Source organism: Methylocystis sp. (assembly GCF_051061285.1).
In the GTDB taxonomy this organism is placed as follows: domain Bacteria; phylum Pseudomonadota; class Alphaproteobacteria; order Rhizobiales; family Beijerinckiaceae; genus Methylocystis.
Genome location: NZ_JBPFEA010000031.1, coordinates 76,453 through 99,942, shown reverse-complemented (window position 1 = coordinate 99,942; position 23,490 = coordinate 76,453). Strand labels below are relative to the sequence as shown.

At 62.3% G+C, this 23,490-nt stretch carries 23 protein-coding genes and 1 pseudogene; 11 read left to right on the top strand and 13 right to left on the bottom strand.

From position 1 onward, the window contains the following. Positions 1-12 precede the first annotated feature (12 nt). Both ACR65T_RS11125 and ACR65T_RS11120 read left to right on the top strand, forming a co-directional pair. Positions 13-759 (top strand): ABC transporter ATP-binding protein, encoded by a 747-nt coding sequence (locus ACR65T_RS11125; RefSeq protein WP_434496538.1) that lies wholly within the window; start codon positions 13-15, stop codon positions 757-759. After that, positions 756-1,586, top strand: a complete 831-nt coding sequence (locus ACR65T_RS11120) for an ABC transporter permease (protein ID WP_434496537.1) — start codon at positions 756-758, stop codon at positions 1,584-1,586. Before ACR65T_RS11125 ends, ACR65T_RS11120 begins: the two co-directional genes overlap by 4 nt. A gap of 28 nt (positions 1,587-1,614) precedes the next feature. Here ACR65T_RS11120 and ACR65T_RS11115 read toward each other — a convergent pair whose 3' ends face one another. The 5 genes from ACR65T_RS11115 to ACR65T_RS11095 all read right to left on the bottom strand — a co-directional run bounded on the left by ACR65T_RS11115 (position 1,615) and on the right by ACR65T_RS11095 (position 4,619). Next, a complete protein-coding gene (locus ACR65T_RS11115) occupies positions 1,615-1,815 on the bottom strand; it encodes a hypothetical protein (RefSeq protein ID WP_434496536.1) in 201 nt (66 codons plus the stop codon). A gap of 30 nt (positions 1,816-1,845) precedes the next feature. Continuing rightward, positions 1,846-2,544, bottom strand: coding sequence for a hypothetical protein (locus ACR65T_RS11110; protein ID WP_434496535.1), 699 nt, complete (start codon positions 2,542-2,544; stop codon positions 1,846-1,848). 269 nt (positions 2,545-2,813) lie between these two features. Then, positions 2,814-3,341: a translation initiation factor IF-3 gene (gene infC, locus ACR65T_RS11105; protein ID WP_018408763.1), complete on the bottom strand. Its 528-nt coding sequence runs from the start codon at positions 3,339-3,341 to the stop codon at positions 2,814-2,816. A gap of 181 nt (positions 3,342-3,522) precedes the next feature. Further along, entirely contained in the window at positions 3,523-4,398 is an 876-nt protein-coding gene (locus tag ACR65T_RS11100; RefSeq protein WP_434496534.1) for an alpha/beta fold hydrolase, read from the bottom strand. After that, entirely contained in the window at positions 4,395-4,619 is a 225-nt protein-coding gene (locus tag ACR65T_RS11095) for an FmdB family zinc ribbon protein (RefSeq protein ID WP_434496700.1), read from the bottom strand. The genes ACR65T_RS11100 and ACR65T_RS11095 overlap by 4 nt, the downstream gene beginning before the upstream one ends. Positions 4,620-4,695: 76 nt before the next feature. On the opposite strand from ACR65T_RS11095, the pseudogene ACR65T_RS11090 reads away from it, so the two are divergent. After that, a pseudogene (locus tag ACR65T_RS11090) lies at positions 4,696-4,964 on the top strand (IS66 family transposase); the annotation flags it as partial. A 4-nt stretch (positions 4,965-4,968) separates the two neighbouring features. Here ACR65T_RS11090 and ACR65T_RS11085 read toward each other — a convergent pair. Together ACR65T_RS11085 and ACR65T_RS11080 are read right to left on the bottom strand one after the other, a co-directional pair. Continuing rightward, the gene (locus ACR65T_RS11085) at positions 4,969-5,523 is read right to left on the bottom strand and encodes a hypothetical protein (protein WP_434496533.1); all 555 of its coding nucleotides are present in this window, start codon (positions 5,521-5,523) and stop codon (positions 4,969-4,971) included. A gap of 77 nt (positions 5,524-5,600) precedes the next feature. Next, positions 5,601-6,260, bottom strand: a complete 660-nt coding sequence (locus tag ACR65T_RS11080; RefSeq protein WP_434496532.1) for a C39 family peptidase — start codon at positions 6,258-6,260, stop codon at positions 5,601-5,603. 247 nt (positions 6,261-6,507) lie between these two features. Between ACR65T_RS11080 and ACR65T_RS11075 the strand changes: the two genes are divergently transcribed. Then, positions 6,508-8,247, top strand: a complete 1,740-nt coding sequence (locus tag ACR65T_RS11075; protein ID WP_434496531.1) for an acyl-CoA dehydrogenase family protein — start codon at positions 6,508-6,510, stop codon at positions 8,245-8,247. A 144-nt stretch (positions 8,248-8,391) separates the two neighbouring features. Here ACR65T_RS11075 and glpD read toward each other — a convergent pair whose 3' ends face one another. Together glpD and ACR65T_RS11065 are read right to left on the bottom strand one after the other, a co-directional pair. Further along, the gene (gene glpD, locus ACR65T_RS11070; protein WP_434496530.1) at positions 8,392-9,858 is read right to left on the bottom strand and encodes a glycerol-3-phosphate dehydrogenase; all 1,467 of its coding nucleotides are present in this window, start codon (positions 9,856-9,858) and stop codon (positions 8,392-8,394) included. Positions 9,859-9,894: 36 nt separating this feature from the next. After that, a complete protein-coding gene (locus ACR65T_RS11065; RefSeq protein WP_434496529.1) occupies positions 9,895-11,223 on the bottom strand; it encodes a DEAD/DEAH box helicase in 1,329 nt (442 codons plus the stop codon). Positions 11,224-11,531: 308 nt separating this feature from the next. Between ACR65T_RS11065 and ACR65T_RS11060 the strand changes: the two genes are divergently transcribed. The 6 genes from ACR65T_RS11060 to ACR65T_RS11035 all read left to right on the top strand — a co-directional run bounded on the left by ACR65T_RS11060 (position 11,532) and on the right by ACR65T_RS11035 (position 16,998). Then, positions 11,532-12,245, top strand: a complete 714-nt coding sequence (locus ACR65T_RS11060; protein WP_434496528.1) for an MgtC/SapB family protein — start codon at positions 11,532-11,534, stop codon at positions 12,243-12,245. Between the two features lie 176 nt (positions 12,246-12,421). Next, on the top strand, positions 12,422-14,044 hold the full coding sequence (locus ACR65T_RS11055) for an ABC-F family ATP-binding cassette domain-containing protein (protein WP_434496527.1): 1,623 nt from the start codon (positions 12,422-12,424) through the stop codon (positions 14,042-14,044). A 117-nt stretch (positions 14,045-14,161) separates the two neighbouring features. Continuing rightward, positions 14,162-14,440 carry a PepSY domain-containing protein gene (locus ACR65T_RS11050; protein WP_434496526.1) on the top strand — a complete coding sequence of 93 codons (279 nt, stop codon included), beginning with the start codon at positions 14,162-14,164 and terminating at the stop codon, positions 14,438-14,440. Position 14,441: 1 nt separating this feature from the next. Beyond that, a complete protein-coding gene (locus ACR65T_RS11045) occupies positions 14,442-14,999 on the top strand; it encodes a cytochrome b/b6 domain-containing protein (protein ID WP_434496525.1) in 558 nt (185 codons plus the stop codon). Continuing rightward, positions 14,996-15,673, top strand: a complete 678-nt coding sequence (locus ACR65T_RS11040) for a response regulator (RefSeq protein ID WP_434496524.1) — start codon at positions 14,996-14,998, stop codon at positions 15,671-15,673. The genes ACR65T_RS11045 and ACR65T_RS11040 overlap by 4 nt, the downstream gene beginning before the upstream one ends. Beyond that, a complete protein-coding gene (locus tag ACR65T_RS11035; protein WP_434496523.1) occupies positions 15,670-16,998 on the top strand; it encodes a sensor histidine kinase in 1,329 nt (442 codons plus the stop codon). Before ACR65T_RS11040 ends, ACR65T_RS11035 begins: the two co-directional genes overlap by 4 nt. Positions 16,999-17,041: 43 nt before the next feature. Here ACR65T_RS11035 and ACR65T_RS11030 read toward each other — a convergent pair whose 3' ends face one another. Genes ACR65T_RS11030 through ACR65T_RS11020 form a run of 3 tightly spaced genes read right to left on the bottom strand, consistent with a single transcriptional unit; the run spans position 17,042 to position 20,125 of the window. Beyond that, positions 17,042-18,652 (bottom strand): hybrid sensor histidine kinase/response regulator, encoded by a 1,611-nt coding sequence (locus ACR65T_RS11030; protein WP_434496522.1) that lies wholly within the window; start codon positions 18,650-18,652, stop codon positions 17,042-17,044. Next, positions 18,639-19,253, bottom strand: coding sequence for an ATPase domain-containing protein (locus ACR65T_RS11025; RefSeq protein WP_434496521.1), 615 nt, complete (start codon positions 19,251-19,253; stop codon positions 18,639-18,641). The genes ACR65T_RS11030 and ACR65T_RS11025 overlap by 14 nt, the downstream gene beginning before the upstream one ends. Then, positions 19,160-20,125, bottom strand: coding sequence for an ATPase domain-containing protein (locus ACR65T_RS11020; RefSeq protein WP_434496520.1), 966 nt, complete (start codon positions 20,123-20,125; stop codon positions 19,160-19,162). Before ACR65T_RS11020 ends, ACR65T_RS11025 begins: the two co-directional genes overlap by 94 nt. Positions 20,126-20,405: 280 nt before the next feature. Here ACR65T_RS11020 and ACR65T_RS11015 point away from each other — a divergent pair, with 280 nt between their 5' ends. After that, positions 20,406-21,479: a DGQHR domain-containing protein gene (locus ACR65T_RS11015; protein WP_434496519.1), complete on the top strand. Its 1,074-nt coding sequence runs from the start codon at positions 20,406-20,408 to the stop codon at positions 21,477-21,479. On the opposite strand, the gene ACR65T_RS11010 is transcribed toward ACR65T_RS11015, so the two are convergent. Next, positions 21,438-23,447, bottom strand: coding sequence for a glycosyltransferase family 2 protein (locus tag ACR65T_RS11010; RefSeq protein ID WP_434496518.1), 2,010 nt, complete (start codon positions 23,445-23,447; stop codon positions 21,438-21,440). The genes ACR65T_RS11015 and ACR65T_RS11010 overlap by 42 nt on opposite strands. Between the last annotated feature and the right edge of the window lie 43 nt (positions 23,448-23,490).

Here is a 23,490-nt window from a genome sequence, read left to right as displayed (position 1 = left end):
GCGAGCGCCGCAATGACCCCCGCGCTCGCGATCAGAAATGTCAGCCACGCGTATGGCGCGCGCAAGGCGCTCGACGACGTCAGTTTTTCCGTCCCGGCCGGCAGCTTTACGGTGCTGCTTGGATTAAACGGCGCGGGCAAGAGCACGCTGTTTTCGCTCGTCACGCGGCTCTATGCGGCGCGCCACGGCGAGATTGACATCTTCGGCCATAACGTCATGCGCGAGCCCGGCGCAGCGCTGCGCCAGCTTGGCGTCGTCTTTCAGGCGCGCACGCTCGATCTCGAACTCAGCGTGATGCAGAATCTCCTCTACCACGCAGCTCTGCACGGCATTGGCCCGATCGACGCGCGCCGCCTTGGACAGGCGGCGCTATCGCGCGCGGGCCTCGCCGACCGCGCCAAGGACAAGGCCCGCTCCCTGTCGGGCGGACAGATGCGCCGCGTCGAAATCGCGCGCGCGCTGCTGCATGATCCGCGGGTGCTGCTTCTCGACGAGCCGACGGTCGGACTCGACATCAAGGCGCGCGCCGATCTCCTCGCGCTTGTCCGCGATCTGGTGCGCGATCAACATCTCGGCGTTTTGTGGACCACGCATCTTGTCGACGAGATCGCCGACGATGATCAGGTGGTCATTCTGCATCAGGGCAAGGTGCTCGCGACCGACCGGGCGCGGGAGATCGTCGCGGCGCAAGGCGCGGCGACGATCGGCGACGCTTTCGCGCGCATCGCCGGGATCGGTCAGGAGAAGCTTTCGGCATGAGCGAAATTGCTGCGCCGAGAGGCTTCACCCTTCGCCAATATCTCATCTGTCTCGCGGGCGTCGTCTGGCGCGAGGGCCTGCGCTTTCTGCATCAGCGCGAACGCTTCGTCTCGGCGCTGGTGCGCCCGCTCGTCTGGCTCTTCATTTTCGCGGCGGGCTTCCGGCAGGTGCTCGGCGTTTCGATCATCCCGCCTTACGAAACTTACGTTCTCTATGAAGTCTATATCGCGCCCGGCCTGATGGCGATGATCCAGCTCTTCAACGGCATGCAATCCTCGCTGTCGATGGTCTACGACCGCGAAATGGGCAGTATGCGCACGCTGCTCGTCTCGCCCTTTCCGCGCTGGTTTCTGCTCGGCTCCAAACTTCTGGCGGGCGTCGCCGTCTCGATACTGCAGGTCTACGCCTTCCTGGTGATCGCCTATTTCTGGGAGATCGAGCCGCTAACGAATTGGGGCTATCTCACCCTGCTGCCGGCGCTCGCGCTCAGCGGCCTGATGCTCGGCGCGCTCGGCATGCTGCTGTCATCGCTGATCAAACAGCTCGAAAACTTCGCCGGGGTGATGAATTTCGTGATTTTTCCGATGTTCTTCGCCTCCTCCGCGCTCTACCCGCTGTGGCGCGTGAAGGAGTCGAGCCCCTGGCTCTATTACGTGTGCGAGGTCAATCCGTTCACGCATGCGGTCGAACTGATCCGCTTCGCCTTTTATGAGAAAGTCGCGTGGACCTCGCTCGCGATCGTCTTCGCCTACACGAGCGCGTTCCTGGTCGCGGCCATCCTCGCATATGATCCAGGGCGCGGCATGTTGATGCGCAGGGGCGGTTGAACGATGGTTTATGCGGGCGTTGTCGGCGTCAGCGCGGACGATGATGGCTGCGCTGAGTTTCGCGATTGTGAGCGCGCCCTTCAGGACATTTGCCGTAGCAGTCCCAGCGCCCGTGCCGCGCGCCATGCCTGAACCACTCGGCCTGTCCTTCGGTCCAAGGGCTCGCTGCGGCGGCATGCGGCGACAGGAGCATCGCCAGAACGATTGTCATCGCCGCTGATTTCAACATTGCGCCCCCTCCGGCGAGACCGCGTCGCGACTATTTCTTCGCATCCTTCTTCGTGTTCTCCGCCGCGACCTCTTCGGCGACCCCAGGCGGCAATTTGACGCCCGTGGCAAGCTGCGCGCCGAGCGCAATGGCGCGGGCTTCCGTCAGTCTTAAGGCGCAATAGCCGAAATCCGGCTCGCGCGCATAGGACCGGCATACCTCCTCGCGCCAGGAGGAGAAGCCTGCCTGCTCCTTCACAATGAAGTTGCGGATCGCCTTTTCCTTCTTGTTCTGGTCGTAGAGCGCGCGGAATGTGCTCCGCACCGTCTTCTCGACGCGCGCGCGGGCGCCGAGCATCTCTTCGCCCTTCTTGGGGTCGATTTCATCCGCGCTCATCCCCCAGAGTCCTTCGGGATCGGCGCGGCAACCGGCGTCCTTCAGTTCACACGCCTTGCCCTCGTTGGTGACGAGAATCGCGCCGTCAAGAACGTCGAATGTGAAGGCGCAGGCTGGAAATGCGATTTGATAGCGCCGCAATCCGGTGTCGCTTTGGCGGGCCGTGAGCTTCAACGGCGTTCCGGCCACCTCGACTCGGCAGGCTTCGCCGGAGCGCCGCAAATCGTCCCCGACGAGCGTGAGCTTGGCGACCTGCAGATCAGCTCCGGCACGGGAGAATTCTATGGCGCTGCTCTCGCCGTCGCGTTTGAGAATTTTTCCGACGATCGCGTCTTCGGCGGGCGCCTTGGGCATGATGGCAGGCCCCGCGGCCGCTCCCATCTCGCCGCCAATGGACCTTTTCTTTGCTTGTCCGGGACTGGCGACCGTCCCTTCTGGAGTCGGGGCGACCGCCCCAGGAAGCACAAGCTGTGCTCTGGCCGGCGCGACGCCCGCAGCAAGCAGCGCCGCTGCGGCGAGAACGCAAGCGCGACGCGCGGTCAGAGTGCCAAACCCAGATCCAAACATAGCGATCGCCACCCCTCGGCCGCAGCCCGGCCCCTGCCCTTGCGGCGAGACGCGCGCTATCGAGGCGCCAGCACCATCACCATCTGCCGTCCTTCCATGGACGGTTCGAGTTCGACCTTGGCCAGCGTGGCGGTCTCAGCCTTCACGCGGGACAGCAGCCGATAGCCGATGTCCTGATGCGCGATTTCACGGCCGCGAAAGCGAAGGGTGACCTTAACCTTGTCGCCTTCTTCGAAGAAGCGGCGCACCGCCTTCATTTTCACGCCGTAATCATGGTCGTCGATGCCGGGCCGAAGCTTTATTTCCTTAACCTCGACGACTTTCTGTTTTTTGCGGGCCTCGGCGGCCTTCTTTTGCTCGGCGAAGCGAAAACGCCCGTAATCAAGAATTTTGCAGACGGGGGGCGTGGAATTGGGCGCGATCTCGACGAGATCGAGTCCCGCCGCTTCGGCGATGCCCAGCGCGTCCGGCAATTGGATGACGCCGTGATTTTTCCCCTCGGAATCGATTAGCTGCACTTCTCGCGCGCGAATTTCCCGATTGATGCGCGGCCCTTCCTTCTGGGGGGCCGCGATGCTCTTCATTGGACGGCGAATGGATCATCTCCTTCTCTTGGCCAAAAGCCGGCCGCTGAGCCAAAGGCGCAAAACAGCGACCGCCGGACGCAGGGGTCCGGGACCATTGAACAGATTCCCACGCCAGCGCGCCAAGTCAACCGTTACTGGCCCCGGCAGGCTGCTTTTTGCGACGGGAACGTCGAATATTTTAAACAAAGCCCAAAATCAGCTCATTAACTTTTTCCGGCGCGTCATCGGGCGTCCAATGCGACACGCTTGGCAGCCGCTCGATTCGCAGATCGCGAACATAGCGTTCCGTGCCGTCAAGACAGGACTCGCCGAGCGCCACGTCCTGCATCCCCCAGACGAGCAGCGTCGGCGCATCTATCGGTTCATCGAGGTCTTCCGCCGCCAGGATGTCACGTCCGGCGGCGCGATACCAATTGAGCATGGCGCTGGCGGCGCCCGGCGCCGCGACATTGGCGCGGTAGATGTCCATCGCCTCTTTTGAGAAGACGCCGTCCCGGCCTGCGGCCCGTTGCATCAGCCACTCGGCGCCGGCGCCGCGCCGCGCCGACAGCAGTCGTTCAGGCAGCCAGGGCAGCTGAAAGAAGGCCGCATAGGCGGACTTCAGCTTCTGTCTCCATTCTTGTTCGAGCGCGCGCCGGAAGCACAGGGGGTGCGGAATGTTCAGAACGACGAGAGCGTCGATCGGCCGCAGCTTGCGAATGGCGACGACCCAGGCGACGAAACCGCCCCAGTCATGGCCGATAAGCGAGACCGAGGCGGGATTGGCGGCGTCGATCAATCCGGCGACGTCGGCTGTCAGCGCCTCGAGGGAATAGGCGTCTTTCTCCAGGGGGCGCGTCGTGGCGCCATAGCCGCGCTGATTGACCGCCCAAACGCGATATCCGGCGGCGGCGAGCGGTCCGACGAGATGACGCCACATGACGGCGTGCTGGGGAAAGCCGTGCAGGAGCAGCGCGAGCCGATCGCCCGCGCCCGCCTCGAAAATCTCGAACTCTATTCCGTTCGCCGGAACGATTAGGCGACGCGCCTTCAGAAGCGTCGCCGCCGACGTCACATCTGACCCGCTAACGCCGGACAACTCGGACAGGGCGACCCGCCCGCCATCGCGGCGCAGCCCTCCGCAGATTCGCCGCCTGCGGCGGGTCGCGCGATGAGCGACAACTGGCGCTCGACATGAGCGCCGCCGCAAGCGGGGCACTCGGGAATCTCGTCGAAACGCGACAGAGTCTCGAACTGATGCGCGCAGTCACTGCAGCGATAGGCGAAAAGCGGCATGAGTCCCTCGGGCGGCTCATCGGATGGATAGGCGATTTTACCGGTTCGCGCGCCCGGCGCAAGCCGCGTAGGGGCTCGCAAAAGCGTCCGCCTGGCCCGCTCCAAGCCGATCGTCGAGGCGATGAAGCCGTGGCTGGAGAAAAAGCTCGCGACGGTCTCGGGCAAATCCACGCTCCCATCGCCATTCGCTACGCCTTGACGCGATGGGAGGGGCTCGTCCGCTTCATCGACGATGGCCGTATCGACATCGACTCCAACGCCGTCGAACGCGCCATGCGCCCGATCGCGCTCGGGCCTAAGAATCATCTCTTCGCGCGCTCGGACGACGGGGCCGAGCATTGGGCTGACGCTAAGACGGCAGCCTGCTCAACAGCACTTGCGTAACATCGTTCAGATTATAGAGATGATAGAGGTTCAGTTTATGCCCGATGGTCGGTTCAATTGGCATAATGAGATCCTGTGTCTCATTGTGCAGCCAGAGCGCCGTAAAGTAACACCAGGCTAAATTCAATTCTCGAAGTTGAAAGTCCTGCTGCTGCACCCGGGCATCTTCTTCCGCCGCGCGGAGTGCTTGTATCGTAGAGGACAAGGTCGGGCCATCTAGCGCCATCGACACGAAATAAAGCTTGCCATCTTTACGGCCCAGATGAATATCGGCGACAATTTCTCCTCCTGACTGGAGTAGGTATCGCCAGCCCACCTCTTGGGCGGCCTCGATCAACGACTTCATTTTCGCCAAATCAGGACCGCCAACGTGGAACACGTCGATGGGCAAGGATGTCGAAACATCGCTCAAATCCAAGCCACTGCCTGTATGTATCAGCCCTGATGCAGAGATATCTTTCAGGGTAGATGCGATCATTTCGGATGCGCCATCTGAATGGCTTGAAAATAAGATAGGCATTTTATTCCCCTGACGATATTTGAAACAGATGAGTTTCGTTTCGTGCTTGAAAACAGAAATACATGCACTCAAAGCTATTATGGTCTACGGGTGAAGTCTGTGAACCACCAGTAAGCCAAGGGATCGCCACGGTAGCCCGTGGGGAATGAGGTAAAGTCGACAATCTGGATGCTAAATATAGGGTCGAAAATCCTCCAGAAAGAGCTGTTACCCTCGTTGTACGCATCGGAGATCACGACGGCATGACCGAATGCCCCATCCACATCGTGCCCATACGAGAACTTGACGCCCATCACAATTGGTCTGTTTTCCAACATTTCTAGTAACATGTCACTGCTAGACGCTCTCCCCGATACTTCTCTAGAAAATGCATTGATAACGCTGAGTGCTTTGTTGGGCCATCCGGTACCGTTGCAGCGCGTGTCTTCATTCGAGTAAGAACGGGGTGGGTAATTACAAGCGCCCGATGGAAGATCTTTTGCGGTTTCATAAATGGCTTCCTGACGACGCCCAAATTCTTTGTTCATATAATAACTTCCAACACTTGCAGCGCAGGCAACCCAGCACCAATGGGATTGCTCCTGCATTTGACCATACCCATTCTTTACCAAGTCGGTGAAGTAGCCGGAGCTGTTGCCGTATAGCTGGCTTGAGATATTTCCGGAAGGATCAGTCTTAATATCAATTTTCGTGAACGAAAGGCACTGCGGAAGATCCTTGGCGGGTACGGTGTTCATTTATTCGTCCTTTCATATAAAAGGGCTGAAGAATGAATCTCGTGTGTCCTTTTGCTACTCGGCTCCCGGATAGCCCCGGTGCTCTGGAAAGGGATCCGAAGCAAGGTTCAGCCCTTCGGCGAGAATATTCGACAACTTTAACGCGAATATTTTCTGAAGACAACCGGCCAGCGGCGAAGCGCGCGGGCCTCGCCCGTCAAGGCAGCGCGCTAAAATCCGTGTATCGGTTCATGTCAGGGACATTCGGATGACTTACCGCGCGCCGCTCGACGACATTCTCCTCGCGCTCCGCCTCGCCGCCGGCGAAGGCGCGATCGAGCCAGGCGGCGCATATGGCGACCTCGCCGACGGGGTCGCCGAGCAGACGCTGACCGAGGCGGCAAAATTCGCCGAACAGATTCTGCTGCCGCTTGATCGGATCGGCGATCGCGTCGGCGCGACCTACGCCAATGGCGCCGTCACGACGCCTCCCGGCTGGCGAGAGGCCTACGCGCAATGGAAAGAAGGCGGCTGGAACGCCATCGCGGCCGGCGAGAACTATGGCGGACTGGACCTCCCTGCCCTGCTTAACGCCGGCTGCACGGAGATCTGGAACGCCGCCAACATGGCGTTCGCCGTCTGCCCGTTGCTCGGCCATGGCGCGATCGAGGCGATGGAGGCGCATGCCAGCGACGCGCTGAAGGACGTTTATCTACGCGAGATCGTCAGCGGCGAATGGACCGCGACGATGAATCTGACGGAGCCCGGCGCCGGCTCCGATCTCGGATTGATGCGCACGCGCGCCGAGCGCGCCGACGACGGCTCCTACCGCCTCTTCGGCCAGAAGATTTTCATCACCTACGGCGAGCATGATCTTGCGCCCAACATCGTGCATCTCGTGCTGGCGCGCCTTCCCGACGCGCCCGAAGGAACGCGCGGCATTTCGCTGTTCCTGGCGCCGAAATTTCTGCCCGACGAAACGGGCGGCTTCACGCGCCGCAACGATGTGCGGTGCGCCGGCATCGAACACAAGCTCGGAATCCATGGCTCGCCGACCTGCACCATGATCTATGGCGATCAGGACGGCGCGGTTGCTTATCTCGTCGGCGAGGAGAACAAGGGCCTCGCCTGCATGTTCACCATGATGAACAACGCCCGCCTCTCCGTCGGGCTGCAAGGCGTGGCGCTCGCCGAACGCGCGACGCAAATGGCGCTCGGATACGCCCGCGAGCGCAAGCAGGGGCGCGCGCCCGGCGCCAAGGAGACGAGCCCGATCATCGAGCATCCGGACGTCGCGCGCATGCTGCTGACCATGGCGAGTTCAACGGCGGCGGCGCGGGCGATCTGCTACGAGACGGCCGCCGCGATCGATCGCGCGCACCGCGACAGCGATCCGGCGCGCGCGGCGGCGGCGCATGCGCGCGCTTCTCTCCTGACGCCCGTCGCCAAGGCGTTTTCGACCGATATCGTCAATGAGACGACGTCGCTCGCGGTGCAGGTCTTCGGCGGCATGGGCTATATCGAGGAGACCGGCGTTGCGCAGCTCATGCGCGACGCGCGCATCTGCGCCATTTACGAAGGCACGAACGGCATTCAGGCGATTGATCTCGTGACGCGCAAAATCCGCGGCGGCGACGGCGTGGCGCTCGCGCGCGAGATCGACGACATGCGCGCCATCGCGGGTGAAGCCGATGTCGCGCGCGGGGCGTTGCGCGAGAGTGTCGAGGCGCTGGCGCAGGCGAGCGCGTTTCTGACGAAAGCCGAACTCGCCGGCGCGCTCGCCGGCGCGACGCCCTATCTGCGCCTCTTCGCGCTGGCCCGCGGCGCGACGCTGCTGGTGAAGGGGGCAAAGCGCGCGCAGCGCGAAGCCGACGCGAATGCGGCGCGCTACGCCGCGCTCGCCCGCTTCTTTGCCGAAAATATCGCGATCGCCGCGCCGGGATTGGCGAAGACCGTGATCGACGGCGGCGCATCGGTGACCGAGTCGCATGCGGCGCTTGGGGAGTGAGGGAATTCGGAAGGCAGACCAACGACGTCATCGCCGGCCTTGTGCCGGCCATCCACGCCAGGACATCGCGGAGCGATCGTCACAGGACCGTGACGGCGACGCGTGGATGGCCGCGACAAGCGCGGCCGTGACGCGCGGGAATTGTCAGGCGCCGATAAACTCCCGCAGCGTTCTCTGCTGCGCGTCGCTCATATGCAAGCCGAGCTTTGAGCGGCGCCAGAGAATGTCGTCGGCGGTCCGCGCCCATTCCTTCTCGCGCAGATAGGCGATCTCCGCCTCGGTGAGGCCGCAGCCGAAATCACGGCCAAGATCGCTCACCGTCCGCGCATCCTTCAATATCTCGAAGACTCGCGTTCCATAGGCGCGCGCAAGGCGCCGCGCCAGGGCATCGCCAAGAAACGGCCTTTCGCGCTTGAGATCGTCGAGAAATCTGTCGAAGCCCTCCGGCATGTCGCCGCCTGGAAAGATCGCGTCCGCCGTCCAGGCCTCGCCATGCGCGGGAAGAAAGCGCGAGAGTTCACTCAGCGCATGTTCGGCAAGACGGCGCGCCGTGGTGATCTTGCCGCCGAAGATCGACAGCGACGGCGGCGCGACTTCTGGCGCGTCGAGATCGAAGGCATAGTCGCGCGTCACGACCGAAGCTTTGAGCGCCCCGTCGTCATAGAGCGGCCGCAGCCCGGCGTAGCTCGACGCGATGTCGTCGCGGGTCGCTGGAACGCGCAAGAAATGGTTGAGCGAATTGAGAAGATAGTCCGTCTCTGCGTCGCTGATCGCCACGGCGCCGGGCGGACCGTCATAGGAGACGTCCGTCGTGCCGACGAGCGTGAAGTCGCGCTCATAGGGGATGGCGAAAACGATGCGGCCGTCGGGGTTTTGCAAGATATAGGCCTGCGGACCTTCGAAGAACTTTCTCAGAACGAGATGCGAGCCCTTCACGAGCCGCACATGTTTGTGCGACGGGATGTGCAGCGCGTCTTCGATCACCTGCGACACCCAGGGGCCGGCGGCGTTGACCAGCGCGCGCGCCTCGATCATCTCGCCGCCCGCGAGCGTCGCGCGCCAGCGGTCGCCGCATCGGACCGCCTGAACGAGCTTAGCGCCAACGCTGATCGTCGCGCCGCGTTCCGCCGCGTCGCGCGCGTTCAACACGACAAGGCGCGAATCGTCCACCCAGCAATCGGCGTAAGTGAAGCCGACGCGGTAAGCGTCGCGTAGCGGCGCGCCAAGCGCATCCTGCGAAAGCCTCACCATATGTGAGGCTTCGAGCTGCTTGCGGCGCGCAAGGTGGTCGTAGATGAAAAGCCCGAGACGCAGCAGCCAGACGGGCCGCAGCCCCTTCTCATAGGGCAGAACGAATTTTAACGGCCAGATGATGTGCGGCGCGGCGGCGAGCAGCCGTTCGCGTTCGGCGAGCGCTTCATGCACCAGGCGAAATTCGTAGAGCTCGAGATAGCGCAGACCGCCGTGGATAAGCTTCGTCGAGGCGGACGACGTGCCCTGCGCGAGATCGCCCTGCTCGACGAGTCTGACGGCGAGGCCGCGGCCGGCGGCGTCGCGGGCGATGGCGCAGCCGTTGATCCCGCCGCCGACAATGAGAAGATCGTAGATCATGGCCGCCCTCGATTCGAAGCGGCCATGACTATAGCGTTATCCCTGCGGACGGTTCGCCTGCTTGTGACGCGCGCCGCCATTTGCGGGGCGCTTCTGTCCATTGAAAGAGGCGCCCGGTCGCTTCGCGGCGGGACGCTGTCCCTCGCGACGCGGATGCTGCGCGCCGTTTCGATGCGGCGCCGGCGAATTCGGCCTCTTGGGCGCCGGGCGCGCGGAGTCGCCGTCATCCTGGCGGGCGCCTTCGGCGCGCCGATCAGTGAATTCAAGCGTCTGACGCGTCAGCTTTTCGATGGCGCGCAGCAACGGCCGCTCGCCATTATCGCAAAGCGAAATCGCCTGGCCGGTCGCGCCGGCCCGCGCAGTGCGGCCGATGCGATGCACATAGGCTTCTGCAACTTCGGGCAATTCGAAATTGACGACATGAGTCACGCCGTCGACGTCGATGCCGCGCGCGGCGATATCGGTCGCGACAAGCACCCGCGTGCGGCCCTTTCGGAAACCGTCGAGAGCGCGCAGCCGCTGGCTTTGGCTCTTGTTCCCGTGGATCGCATCGGCGCCGACGCCGGCGCTCTCCAGATGCTGCGCGACGCGATCGGCGCCGCGCTTAGTGCGCGTAAACACGATCGCGCGCGAAATCTCGCGGTCGTTCAACAGTTCGACGAGCAGGTCGCGCTTAGCGCCGCCCGAGACCAGATAGACATGTTGCGCGACACGCTCGGCGGTGGTCGCCGCCGGCGTCACCGAAACTTTCGTCGGATCCCGCAGCATGTCGTCCGCGAGCGAGGAGATCTCGCGCGGCATCGTCGCCGAGAACAGCAGCGTCTGCCGTTGCTTCGGCAATTTCGCGACGATCTGGCGGATCGGAACGATAAATCCAAGATCGAGCATATGGTCGGCTTCGTCGAGAACGAGCACTTCGGTCGTCGCGAGCCTTAAACGGCCGCTGCCGAGATGGTCGAGCAGACGCCCAGGCGTCGCCACCAGAACGTCGAGGCCGCGCGCCAGCATTTCATTTTGCGGACGATGCGACACGCCGCCGACGATGACGCCGACGCTTGGGCGAAAGAAATGGCCGTAAGAGCGGAAACTGTCGGCGATCTGCGCCGCGAGTTCGCGTGTCGGCGCGAGAATCAGCGCGCGCGCCGTGTTGGGCGCCGGGCGCCGCTTGTCGGCCAGCAGCCGTTGCAGGATCGGCAGAGCGAAAGCCGCCGTCTTGCCGGTGCCGGTCTGGGCCACGCCGAGAAGGTCGCGACCTTGCAGGAGCGCGGGAATGGCCTGCGCCTGGACCGGGGTGGGCGTGGTGTAGCCTTCGCGCTCAAGCGCGCGCAGCAGGATCTCGTTCAAGCCGAGATCGGAGAATGTCATCACTTCGATTGTTGCTTTCAGTTGTCGATTCGAGCCACGAGGACCGGCGAGGAGAGCGCCAGCTCAGGACCAAAAAAGAGTCGGCCCCGCGTAACGGGCCTCGGCGTGGGAAAAGGGGGCGCTCGACAGCTCGTCGACGGAAACGTCGACCTACGCGGCTGGAGCGCCTCATGCTGCGGCGCAGCGCAGTCTTCATACAGGAGCGTCGCCTCAGGGTCAACATTCCGCAAGACACCGCGCCGTCGGCCGCGACAAGCTTCGTTCGGGCTTCTATAAGCCGAGCAGCGGAACGCCGATGGATTTAGGCCATGAACGCCATTGCAAATTTCGACAGCGCGGAAATTCTCAATACGTTTGTGTCGCTGCTCGTGGCGTTCGTTCTCGGGACCGCGATCGGCGCGGAGCGCCAGTATCGGCAGCGCACCGCCGGGTTGCGGATTAACGCTCTCGTCGCGCTCGGCGCGTCCGCTTTCGTCGATCTCGGCATGCGGCTCATGGGCAATCAGGGCGCGACCCAGGTGCTGGCCTATGTGGCGTCAGGCGTCGGCTTTCTCGGCGCTGGCGTGATCATCAAGGAGGGCATGAACATCCGCGGACTGAGCACAGCGGCGACTGTTTGGTGCTCGGCGGTGACGGGCGGCTTCGCCGGCGCCGACCGTCCGGCCGAGGCCCTATTGCTCGCGGGTTTCGTGCTCGCTGGTAACACCCTGCTTCGACCGCTGGTGCGTCTGATCGAGCGCACGCCAATCGACGAAACCGCGACGGAAGCGATCTATGACGTCCGCGTCACGGCGAGCGGCGCCCGACGCGACGCCATTCGCGACACTTTGATCGAGCGGCTCGAAGCCGCCTCTTATCCGATTCAGGACATCGCTGAAAACGAACGCGAAGATGACGTCGAGATCGTCGCGACGCTCGCGACGTCGAGCGCGACGGGCGAACAGCTTGACGCCGTAGTCGAAGCGCTCGCGGCCCTCGACGGGGTCTCGCACGCGACCTGGTCCTCCCGCACAAGCGACTGAAATCGCGCCGCGAGTACGCAGCGCCGCCCTTGCCCCCTGGTCCACGATCTTGACCCAGAGCGGACGGTTCCGCTGAAGCTTAGCCGAGACGGCTTGCGGTTCGGGAATGCCCTTCCGCTGGCGCGCCGCATGGCCTAATGGCTACCCAAACTTTCCTTCCCGGGTCCCCTGCACACATGATTCGTCTCGAAAACATCAGCAAACAGAACGGTCATCAGATCCTCTTCATCGAGGCCTCCGCGACGCTCCTTAAGGGCGAGAGGGTCGGCCTCGTCGGTCCCAACGGGGCCGGCAAGACGACGCTCTTCCGGATGATTTCGGGACAGGAGCATCCCGACGAGGGCCAGGTGGCGGTCGATCGGGGCGTGACCATCGGCTATTTCAATCAGGACGTCGGCGAGATGTCGGGCCGCAGCGCCGTTTCCGAGGTGATGGACGGCGCGGGTCCGGTCAGCGCGGTGGCCTCCGAGCTGAAGCAGCTGGAGGACGCCATGGTCGATCCTGACCGGGCGGACGACATGGAAGAAATCATCGAGCGCTACGGCGAGGTGCAGGCGCGCTTCGAGGAACTGGACGGCTACGCCCTGGAAGGCCGCGCGCGCGAAATCCTCGCGGGCCTGAGTTTTACGCAGGAGATGATGGACGGCGACGTCGGCGCCCTGTCGGGCGGTTGGAAAATGCGCGTGGCGCTCGCCCGCATCCTCATCATGCGCCCGGACGCCATGCTCCTCGACGAGCCGAGCAACCATCTCGACTTGGAAAGCCTGATCTGGCTGGAGGAATTCCTCAAAGCCTATGAGGGCGTGCTGCTGATGACCTCGCATGACCGCGAGTTCATGAACCGCATCGTCACCAAGATCGTCGAAATCGACGGCGGCGCGTTGACGACCTATTCGGGCAATTACGTGTTCTACGAGCAACAACGCGCGCAGAACGAGAAGCAGGCGCAGGCGCAATTTGAGCGTCAGCAGGCGATGCTCGCCAAAGAAATCAAGTTTATCGAGCGGTTCAAGGCGCGCGCATCGCACGCCGCGCAAGTGCAGAGCCGCGTGAAGAAGCTCGAGAAGATCGACAGGGTCGAGCCGCCCAAGCGCCGTCAGACGGTTCTGTTCGAATTCCCGCCAGCGCCGCGCTCCGGCGACGACGTGATCACCCTGAAGAACGTGCACAAGAGCTACGGCGCCCGGAGAATTTACGAGGGACTGAACTTTCAAGTGCGCCGTAATGAGCGGTGGTGCGTCATGGGCGTCAACGGCGCAGGCAAGTCCACGCTGCTGAAATTGGTGGCGGGCTCCTCGCTGCCGGACGACGGCGCCGTGGCCCAGGGCGGCAGCGTGAAAATGGGCTATTTTGCGCAACACGCCATGGAGTTGCTGGACGGCGAGCGCACCGTGTTCCAGTCGCTGGAGGACTCGTTTCCTCAGGCAGGACAGGGTTCGCTGCGCACATTGGCCGGCTGCTTCGGCTTCTCCGGCGACGATGTAGAGAAGAAATGCCGGGTGTTGTCGGGCGGCGAAAAAGCGCGACTTGTCATGGCGAAAATGCTTTACGACCCGCCGAACTTTCTCGTGCTCGACGAACCCACCAACCATCTGGACCTGGCGACCAAGGAGATGCTCATCACGGCGCTGTCGCAATATGAGGGCGCCATGCTGTTCGTCTCGCACGACCGGCGCTTCCTGGCGGCGCTATCCAATCGGGTGCTGGAACTGACGCCCGAGGGCGTTCATGTTTATGGCGGCGGCTACACCGAATATGTGGCGCGCACGGGCCAGGAGGCTCCCGGTCTCCGTAGCTGACGACGGCATGGAAAGAGTCGGTTCGGACAAATTGCCCCGATTGACAGCGAACCGACAGCAACGCCGTGCGAACTCTTATTCACCGGCCGATACGACCCGGTGAATAGGAGGCAGATCATGCGCATCATCGCACTTTCCTTTGCTCTCGCCACGACGCTGTTGATTCCGTCGCTCGCTCAGGCCGCTCCCAACTGCACCGCAGAGCCTGCGGACAAATGGATGCCGGAAGGCGCCATGAAGGCCAAGGTCGCGGCGCTCGGTTACGAGCGGATCAAGACGTTCAAGGTGTCCGGCAACTGTTATGAGATTTACGGCTACACCAAGGACGGCAAGAAGGCAGAAGTGTATTTCAACCCCGTCAGCGGCGATGTCGTGAAGGCGAATATCGGAGGCTAAAATGGCTCTGTTCGCCTCGAAGCCGGAGGCGGGTTTAGCCTCCGGCGGCGACCTGCGCGTCTGGGACCCAGTCGTGCGACTGTTCCACTGGACCGTCGTCGCCGGGTGCGTGCTGGACCTATTTGTGCTCGAGGATGGCGCGGGCGCTCATCGGTTGGTCGGATATGGCGTTGCAACCGCTTTGGCGGTGCGTCTGGTGTGGGGCTTTGTCGGCGCGCGCCACGCCCGCTTCAGGGATTTCGCGCCAAGTCCTGCATCGATCGCCCTCTATCTCAAAGAGCTTCTACGCAGAGAAGAGCCGAGGTTTATCGGCCACAATCCGGCGGGAGCCGTTATGATGCTGGCGCTGATGTGCCTTCTCGGCGCGGTGTCGATAACCGGTTGGATGTTGACGCTCGACGCCTATTTCGGCAGCGATGGTCTCGAGAAGCTGCACGAGGGGCTCGCCAACGCTATCCTCGTCCTGGCCGGCTTGCACGCAGCCGCCGCGCTGTACGAGAGTTGGCGACATAAAGAGAATCTTGTCTGGTCGATGGTTACGGGGCGTAAGCGCGCATGAGGCTGCTGCTCGTCGAAGACACCCCTCGTCTGAGGGAGCTTTTGATCGAAGCGGTTCACGCCGTCGGTTGGAGTATCGACGCGGTCGGAACCGTGGATGAGGCCAACGAAATAATCGCGACGACGCCTTATGATCTTCTGCTGATCGATCTTGGTCTGCCCGACGGCGACGGCCTCGATTTGGTTCGCGCCACGCGCCGCGCCGGCGTCAAAACGCCCATTCTCGTGCTGACCGCGCGCGTGGCGATCGATGACCGCATCGCCGGGTTGGACGCGGGCGCGGACGACTATCTCACCAAACCCTTCAATCACGGAGAATTCTTGGCCAGGTGCCGCGCGTTGCTGCGACGCGCCCCAGACACGCTGACGCCGACGCTCACCGCCGCTCGACTGAAACTCGACGTCGCGATGGGGATCACGACCTGCGGGAATGTCGAACTGAGATTGGCCCCGCGCGAGCGCACCGTCCTGGAAATACTGATGCGAGACGTCGGCCGGGTCGTTCAGAAGCGCAAACTCGAGCACGCATTGTCAGAATTTGGCGACGAACTCTCAAGCAACGCCGTCGAACTGGCGATATCGCGTCTGCGCAAGAAACTTGAGCCGGATACGACCGGCGTTTCGCTCGAGACGATTCGAGGCGTCGGTTATCTGCTGCGCGAGGTCAATTGGTGACGCACAACGCGCTGTCGCTCGTCGCGGTCGTCGTTCGACGCATTTTCTTCTTCTCGGCCGTGGCGATGCTGGCCCAGTTCATCAGCGTTTTCGCAGAATATTGGTCAGACGATCAGCAGCTCGGACAGCTGGCGATCGAACGAGAGGCCCACGCTCTGGCGCGCGGAGTCCTAGGACGCGAAAACGATGTCGCCTTCGTGCTTCCGACCGAGTTGCGCGCGCGCTATGCGCGCGGCGATAAGCACTACTTCGCACGCATCCGCACCGGAAACGGCACCGTTCTGTTTTCAAACTGCGACGCCGAATGCGCTGAACATTTCCTGCCGCTCAACTTCGATCCGCCGAGCTTCTGGATGAAGCAGATCGCGCCAGGGAAGCCGCTGAACGTCGCTGGCGGCCTCGTCGTCGATCGCAAGGCTGAGCCAGTCCTCATTGAAGTAGCGATCATTGGCGATGAGGAAAGCGTAATGACCTCTGTGCTGGCGCATGAGGTGGTCGATCACATGATCATTCCCATGAGCTTGATGCTTGTGGTCGTGCTCGGCGCGACGACGCTATCCCTTATGCAAGCGCTCGAACCCGTCCGACGCGCGGCGACTCTTGTGTCAAACATCAATCCGCTCGCCTCGGGCGCGCGCGTTCCTACACAAGGCATGCCACGGGAGATTGCTCAGTTCACGAAAGCAATCAATTCAGCCTTCGACAGAGTGCGCGAACTGGTGCGCGCTCAAAAGCTGTTGACGTCCGCGATCTCGCATGAGGTGCGCACGCCTCTTGCAATTGCACGCCTCGAACTGGAGAAGATTTCCGACTTCAGGGCGAGGAAAGTGGAGCAAGACTTGGAGGCGCTCAATCAGCTGGTCGAGCAGCTGACCGCGTTGGCGCGTTTGGAGGGCGCTGAACTCATTCCGACCGAACTCATAAACCCCGGCGACATGGCGGAAAGCGTCGTGAGCGCGTTGGCGCCTCTCGTCTATGCCGCGGGAAACACGATCGAACTGGTCGACAAAGGCGGAACGTCATTCCACGGACGCCCGACGCTGGTCGAGAACGCGCTGCGAAACCTCGTCGAGAACGCGATCCGGCATACCGGCGCTGGCGCAAGGATAACGGTCGAAGCCGGCCCAGGAGCTGAATTCCGGGTCTGTGTCGAGGGGAATAATTCCGAGTCCAATCAACCTTCGGAGCCGTCCGCAGATTCGTCTCACGGACTTGGCCTTGGGTTAAAGATCGTCAGTCGAATCGCAGAAATTCATGGCGGATCGTTCGAGTTGATCAGAGCGCCGGGCCGAACAACAGTCGCGCATATCGTTTTTGGTCGCTAAATCGTGCAGCGCAGAAGGGCGTTCGCCATCACGTCGGCCAGACTCAGATGCGTGTATCCCGACGCCCAGACTCATTTGCTCGGGTTGGCGACTCCGAGGCGAACAGATTTTCTAACTCTGAGATCTTGATCGGTTTTACAAAATGCCGGTCAAATCCAGCCTCGGCGCTTCGCTCAAAGTCCTCGGCCTGGCCCCACCCCGACAACGCTGCGATGAAGAGAGAATCTCCGCCGGGAAGCTGTCTGATCCTCCGGGCAGTCTCGTAACCATCAATCCCGGGCATGCCGAGATCGACGAAGATGATATGGGGCTGGAATTTCGGGATGACTTCCAGCGCCTCGGCTCCGCCAGGAACGACCTGCACCTCCATCCCAAAGGTGGCGATCAGCTCGCCCGTGAGCTTGCCGACAAGGTGTTCGTCGTCGACGACCAACACCTTCGTCTGGGACGCGCGCCGCTCCCTTGTATCTCGCGCGGGTTCAACATTCGCCGCAACGGGCGCTTCGCTCAATGGCAGCCGGACGATGAACTCGCTGCCCTTATCCGCGCCGCCGCTTCGGGCTTCGATTGCGCCTCCGTGCAGCGTTACAAGACTGCGGGTGAGCGATAGTCCGACGCCAATCCCGCCTTGCGCCCTTCCGAGATTGCGATCGACCTGGGTAAAGATATCAAAAACCCGCGTTAGCATTTCGGGCGGAATGCCGACGCCCGTATCCTTAACGATGACCACTGCGGAATTGCCGTCCCGCGTCACCGTTACGTCGATCGCGCCGACATCCGCTGTATATTTTGCGGCGTTGTTGAGAACATTTACAAAAACCTGACCCAGGCGAATGGGATCACCCTCGATGAAAAGCTCTGTCGAGGGCGCATGAAATTGCTTGCGATGTTTCCCCGCCCGAAGTTTGTCGGCCCCATGTTCAAACACTTCGCGCACGAGCGAGACAAGATCCAGGCGCTCCTTGTGAAGCTCTAACTTGCCCCGGCTGATGCGCGAAACTTCCAGAAGGTCGTCGACAATACGCGTGAGCTGCTGAGTTTGCCGCTCGATCGCCGATAGCATGTCGTCGCCGTCCCCGTCGGCTGAGCGCCGCTTCTTGATGTGAATCGCCGCGCAAATCACAGCGAGAGGATTGCGCAACTCGTGGGCCAGCACGGCGAGGAACTCATCCTTGCGGCGGTTGGCCGTCTGCAGCGCGTCCAGCGAATCGCGAATGGCGTATTGCAGGCGACGGGCTTCAATCGCGTTCTTGAGCGCGCCGATCAGCGAGCGCTTTTGCGCAGGACGTTCGATGAAACCTATACTCGGGCGCTTTTCGATCGTTCGTAGTAACGACAAATCTTTTTGAGCGTGGCCGCGGGCGAGAAGCAACACCATGGGCAACTGGGACCACGCCGGTTCAGGACCGAACCACTCGTCCCAGGTCACCGCGCGATCGTGCGGCAATGCCTCCTCCGCCATAAGAACGCAGCCTGCGCCTTTCGCGATCTCCGCGCGTAGCTCTTCTTCGTTGCGGCAAACGCAGCTGGAAAGTCCGCTACGCTTGAGCGCATCTTCGGCGAGGGCGGCATCGCGTCCCGTTGGCGTCACGATCAGAACGCGCAGGCTATCCTCAGCTCTAGGGACGACCTCCGCTACGCTACTCTCCGCCATCCTTGGACTCACGATGATACACGGGCGTCCCCGTTAGGACGCCTGAAAAGCCTATAAGCGGCTCGCTGACGTTGATTCCCCTTGCTCTCAAAGTCAGTTTCCGGATCGTGTGCTCATGCGGGCCGCTACGCTTTTTGACGATCGACAGGGCCTTATTCAGCGCGCCATCAAGCTCGAAATAGCGAAGCAGGAACACATTGTCGGCCAGGAAGCTGAAGTCCAAGGGCGAAGAGAGCTCTGTTCCGAAAATTCCGTGCTGGGTCAGCGTCATGATAGTGACAATCTGACGACGGCTGAGATAGGAGAGCAGCTCTCTGACGTGAAGAATAACGCTCGGTTCTTCGATCGCGGATTGCAGATAACCGTTCAGCGTGTCCATTACGACGAGCTTCACGCCTTGCTTCTCGACTCGATCCACGACCAGGTCGGCGATCTCGCCGACGCTCAGTTCGGCCGGATCAAGATGCCTGAGTTCAATGAGGCCGGCTTCGACTTCAGCGCGCATGTTTAGGCCCAATCCCTCGCCGCGACCGATATAACTCTCCTCGCTCTCGTCGAATAGAAAAAGCGCGCATTTCTCGCCGCGCTTGGCCGCGGCCATCGCGTATAGTGATGATATGGTTGATTTCCGACGCCTGCAGGGCCCGCTATGAGCGTGTTCGTGCCGCGGGGAAGTCCGCCTCCGACAAGCGCGTCAATCTCTGCGTTGCCGGATCCGAGCGCCGGCGTCGCCACGAGGTTCGGAAAGCTCTGTGCGACGAGGCGAGGATGCACGGTCAGCCCTCCGGCGGCGATCGTTGCGTCGTGCGAGCCGCTCACGTAGCTACAGCCGCGCAGTTTGCTCACGCGCAATGTGCGTCGGTCGGCCCCGTAGGGAGACTGTTTTTGCCGCAATTCGATGATGCCGTCAGACAGCGTCTGGCTGCGAAGATCCTTTTCCGTCATCGACGCTTCATCCAGCATCACCGTCGTGCAGTCGCGCGCCGCCATGAAGTCGCGAATACGCTTCAGTTGACGCCGATGGAACGCCGGCGTCGGCGCCACAACACGCAGACTCGAGATCGTATCGAGCACGAGCAGCTTCGGCTTCAACCGTTCGACTTCGGAAAAGAGATGGTCGAACGTCTCGCCGATCTCGACCTCCGCCTCCGGGAAAAGCGTGTAGTCCAGCCCTGTGTCTTCTGCGCTGGATGGCTCCGACAGGCCCGTAATATTGATCCCGTCGAGACTCCATCCGTGCGAAGCGGCGATCGACCGCAACTGTTGCGGCGACTCGGCGCTCGTCGCGAGCAGACAGCTTTCCCCCGCGCGAACCGCCTGGATCAGGAACTGGAGCGCCAGGGTCGTCTTGCCGCTGCCGGGCGGTCCTTCGACGAGAATAAGAGAACAGCGGGGAAGTCCGCCGTGAAGAACCTTGTCGAGCCCCGGAACGCCTGTCGCAAAACGCGGGGTTATCTGTATCGGCACGGACACTGTGGCGCTCCCGATAATCTTGAGTGTTCAGCTTACAGCACGGCAAGTCTTCGACAACATTGCTTTTCGCGATGACTCCCCTTCCGCGGCCTCGGAGCCCATCGCAGCCGTGGCCGCAATGGCGTTGAATAGGCATTCGGAAGATAAAGCACGGCTTTGCGCCCTCAACCCATCTTGCCCCCAAACCTTTTCCCGCTTAGCGTCTTCGTCCGAGTGTCGGTCGATTCGTCGAGTCAGCTGTCGTGAACGCTGAAAGTTCACGCTTCCGAGGGATCAGAACATGGATCGGGACACGCTCAGCGATATCGCCGAATCCGCCCCCTTGCCGGACGCAGGGGCCGAATTGCACTGCTCCTCTGCATCTGCCGCCGGCAAAACCTCGATCAGCGTTCCGGCGCAACTCGTCTCGCAGGGCGCGCACCGCTTCTACGCGCTGGTGCTGCCGAGCAGCCTGCTCGCCGAAACCTGCACGGTTGAACCGCGGGTCGAAAATCCGGCGGAAGGCTTCCAGCGCCTGCTCGATCCAAAGCGCGCGAAGTCCATCGCCAAATATATCGACGCCGGGTTCGGCACGGTTCCCGGCGCCGTGGTTCTGTCGGCGCAGTCGCGCGCGCATATGCATTATGACCGCGCCGCCGGAGCTCTGACATTCCGGCAGGACCCCCGCGCCTTCCTGATCATCGACGGGCAACATCGCATTTTCGGCTTCAAGCTGGCGAAGCATGCGGTCGACGTGCCGGTGGTGATTTACAATAAGCTGAAGCGTTCGGAAGAATGCCGGCTGTTCATGGACATCAACACCAAGCAACGGCCGGTGCCCAATGAACTGTTGCTCGACATCCGCCGCCTCTCGGAAGTCGAGACGAAAGCCGACGCGCTGCTGCACGACGTCTTCGATCTTTTTCAAACACGCGACGACAGCGCCCTCAAGGGCCTGCTCAGCCCAGCGGAACGGCGCAAGGGCACGATTTCGCGCGTCACCTTTAACGCCGCGCTGCGCTCGATCAAGGGCGCATTCGTTGACGCGCGGGCGGAGGAAGTCTACGCGGTGCTCAACGCCTATTTACGCGCCTGCCGGCATGGCCTTGGTTTGCACAACGCCGATGAGCAGATCACGCATCCGGCCTTGTTCAAGGCGCTGGCGCTGCTGTTCGCCAATGTCGCTGAGCGCGTCGCCGATCGCCACGGCGGAAAATACACGGTGACGAATTTCGAGGACGTGCTCATTCCCTTCTTCAAGCGCTTGAAGAAATCGGATCTGCCGCGCGCCGGCATGAGCCATGTCGCGCTGCACGAACATTACGGCAAGGCGCTAAGCGCCGGCTTCCTGATCAAACAGTGGCTCTTCTCTTGAGACGAATGGGTCGACGTCTTTTTCCGCTTCGACAACGCCGCGCATGGTGAGCCCATGCTCGGTCTTTTCCCAGTGGAAGGGACGCCGCCAGAGTTCATAAAGGGCGCGCCAGGCGGCGATGCTCAGCATCATCAGCCATAGCGGCAGATAGATCAGCGCGCGGCGAAACCGCGTCAGGCCGCGCCGGCGCATTCCCATGGCGAGCGGCAAGATCAGCGAAATCGCCCCGGCGATCGCCAGACAGCACCAGAGCGTGCTCAAGGCGATTTCAAATGGCGCGACCGGCGCCAACAGAGCCCCAAAGATCGCGTCATAGATCATACGCGCCGCCAGGAACGGGCCGAGCAAAGGACCAAACAATCCGCTGGCGAACATTGCGAGCACCGCGATCGCGCGCCGGGAACCGAGATCGACGAAAAGTCGCATAGGTCGACGGCAGTGCACGATAAATGTCTGCATCCAGCCTTTGAACCAGCGCGTGCGCTGTCTCACCAGGGCGCCGAAGGCCGCCGGCGCCTCTTCGAAAGTTTGTGAGGCGAATGTCCGCACCTCGAAGCCCGCGCGCGCGAGCCGCAGGCCGAGATCCGCATCTTCGGTGACGTTGAAGGCGTCCCAGAAGCCGATGTCGCGCAGAGCCTCGATGCGAAAGTGATTGGACGTGCCGCCAAGGAAGAGCGGCATTCCCATCGCGGCGAGGCCCTTGTTGTAGACGTCAAAAAGCGCCGCATATTCAAGCGCGAACATCGCCGTCATCCAGTTCAGCTCGCCGTTGTCGATGACAAGGCTCGCCTGCAGGCAAGCGACGCTCGGCGGCGAGGCGGCGAAGAGCGTCGCCGCTCGGCGCAATTGGCGTGGCTCGGGCAAATCTTCCGCGTCGAACACCGCGACGAGCGATCCCCGGGCAAACGGCATGGCGACGTTGAGGGCGCGCGGCTTGGTTCGCGGAGCGCCCTCGGGCGCAATGACGATCTCATGCGGCGCATGCGGCGGATGCGACCGCAACGCCGCAGCCGTTGGTTCATCATCGGCTTCGATAATAAATTTTATGTCGAGCTTGGCTCTCGGATAGTCGAAACGGTCGATCGCTCGAGCGAGCTGGCGCGCCACGGCGGCTTCCTGGTAGAGCGCAAGAACGATCGTGTAGATCGGCAGTTGCGCCTCGCTTTCGAGCGGTTCGGCGTCTGCGCAGTGTTGAAAGCTCGCCGCGCAGGCGAAAAGCCTCAGAAACACGCCGCAAAAGAATGCGCCTGCAAGGAGCAAAGCCGATGCAAGGCGTAGAAAGAAGAAGGGCGCGTAGAGGCTCGCCGCCAGTCCGATCAGCGCGACGAGCAGCAGTCCCACCTGTCCGCGCCGCAAGCCGCCGCGCGCGCATAAGTCCCGATCGACGCGCTCGACGAGAAAGGCCGCGTTGCGGGCGACGCTGGCGGGATCGGCGCGGCGCACCGCCTCCAAAAACCGCGTTCGAGTGGTGATCGCGAAAAGCGGCCGTCCTCTTGCCGCACTCCGCGCGCTCATCAATCGAAAGACGCCGCTGCCGCTCGGCGCGAACAGCCAAAGATACCCGCTCGACGGCTCCCGGATCCGCGCGTAGCCGCATTCGGCCGCCGCAACGCCTGACGCGGAGACGTCGACAGGACTGTCAATGAACTCGACGTTGAGATGCTTCGCCAGCGCCCGATAGAAGACATCCTCGCAGACGAGCCCCTCGGCGAGCAGCGCTTCGTCGGCGCAAACGCCCTGGCGGCGCGCCGTCGCAGCGGCGAATTGCAGCACTTGCTCCGGCACGCCGTGCGCCGAAAGAAAGGCGATTTCGACGGGAATGGGTCTTGACGCGGTCGCACCCGACGGCGACGGCCGGCGAACGGCCGAGGAGTCAGCGAACGCCCGGCGTCTGAAAGGCTGCGGAGGAAGTTCGTCCTTGATCTGCGAAGCAGAGGAAGCAACACTATCGATCGGCACAAAATTCATGCAATACATCCGGCAAGCGCAAGCAGCCTTCGCGCGACTATCG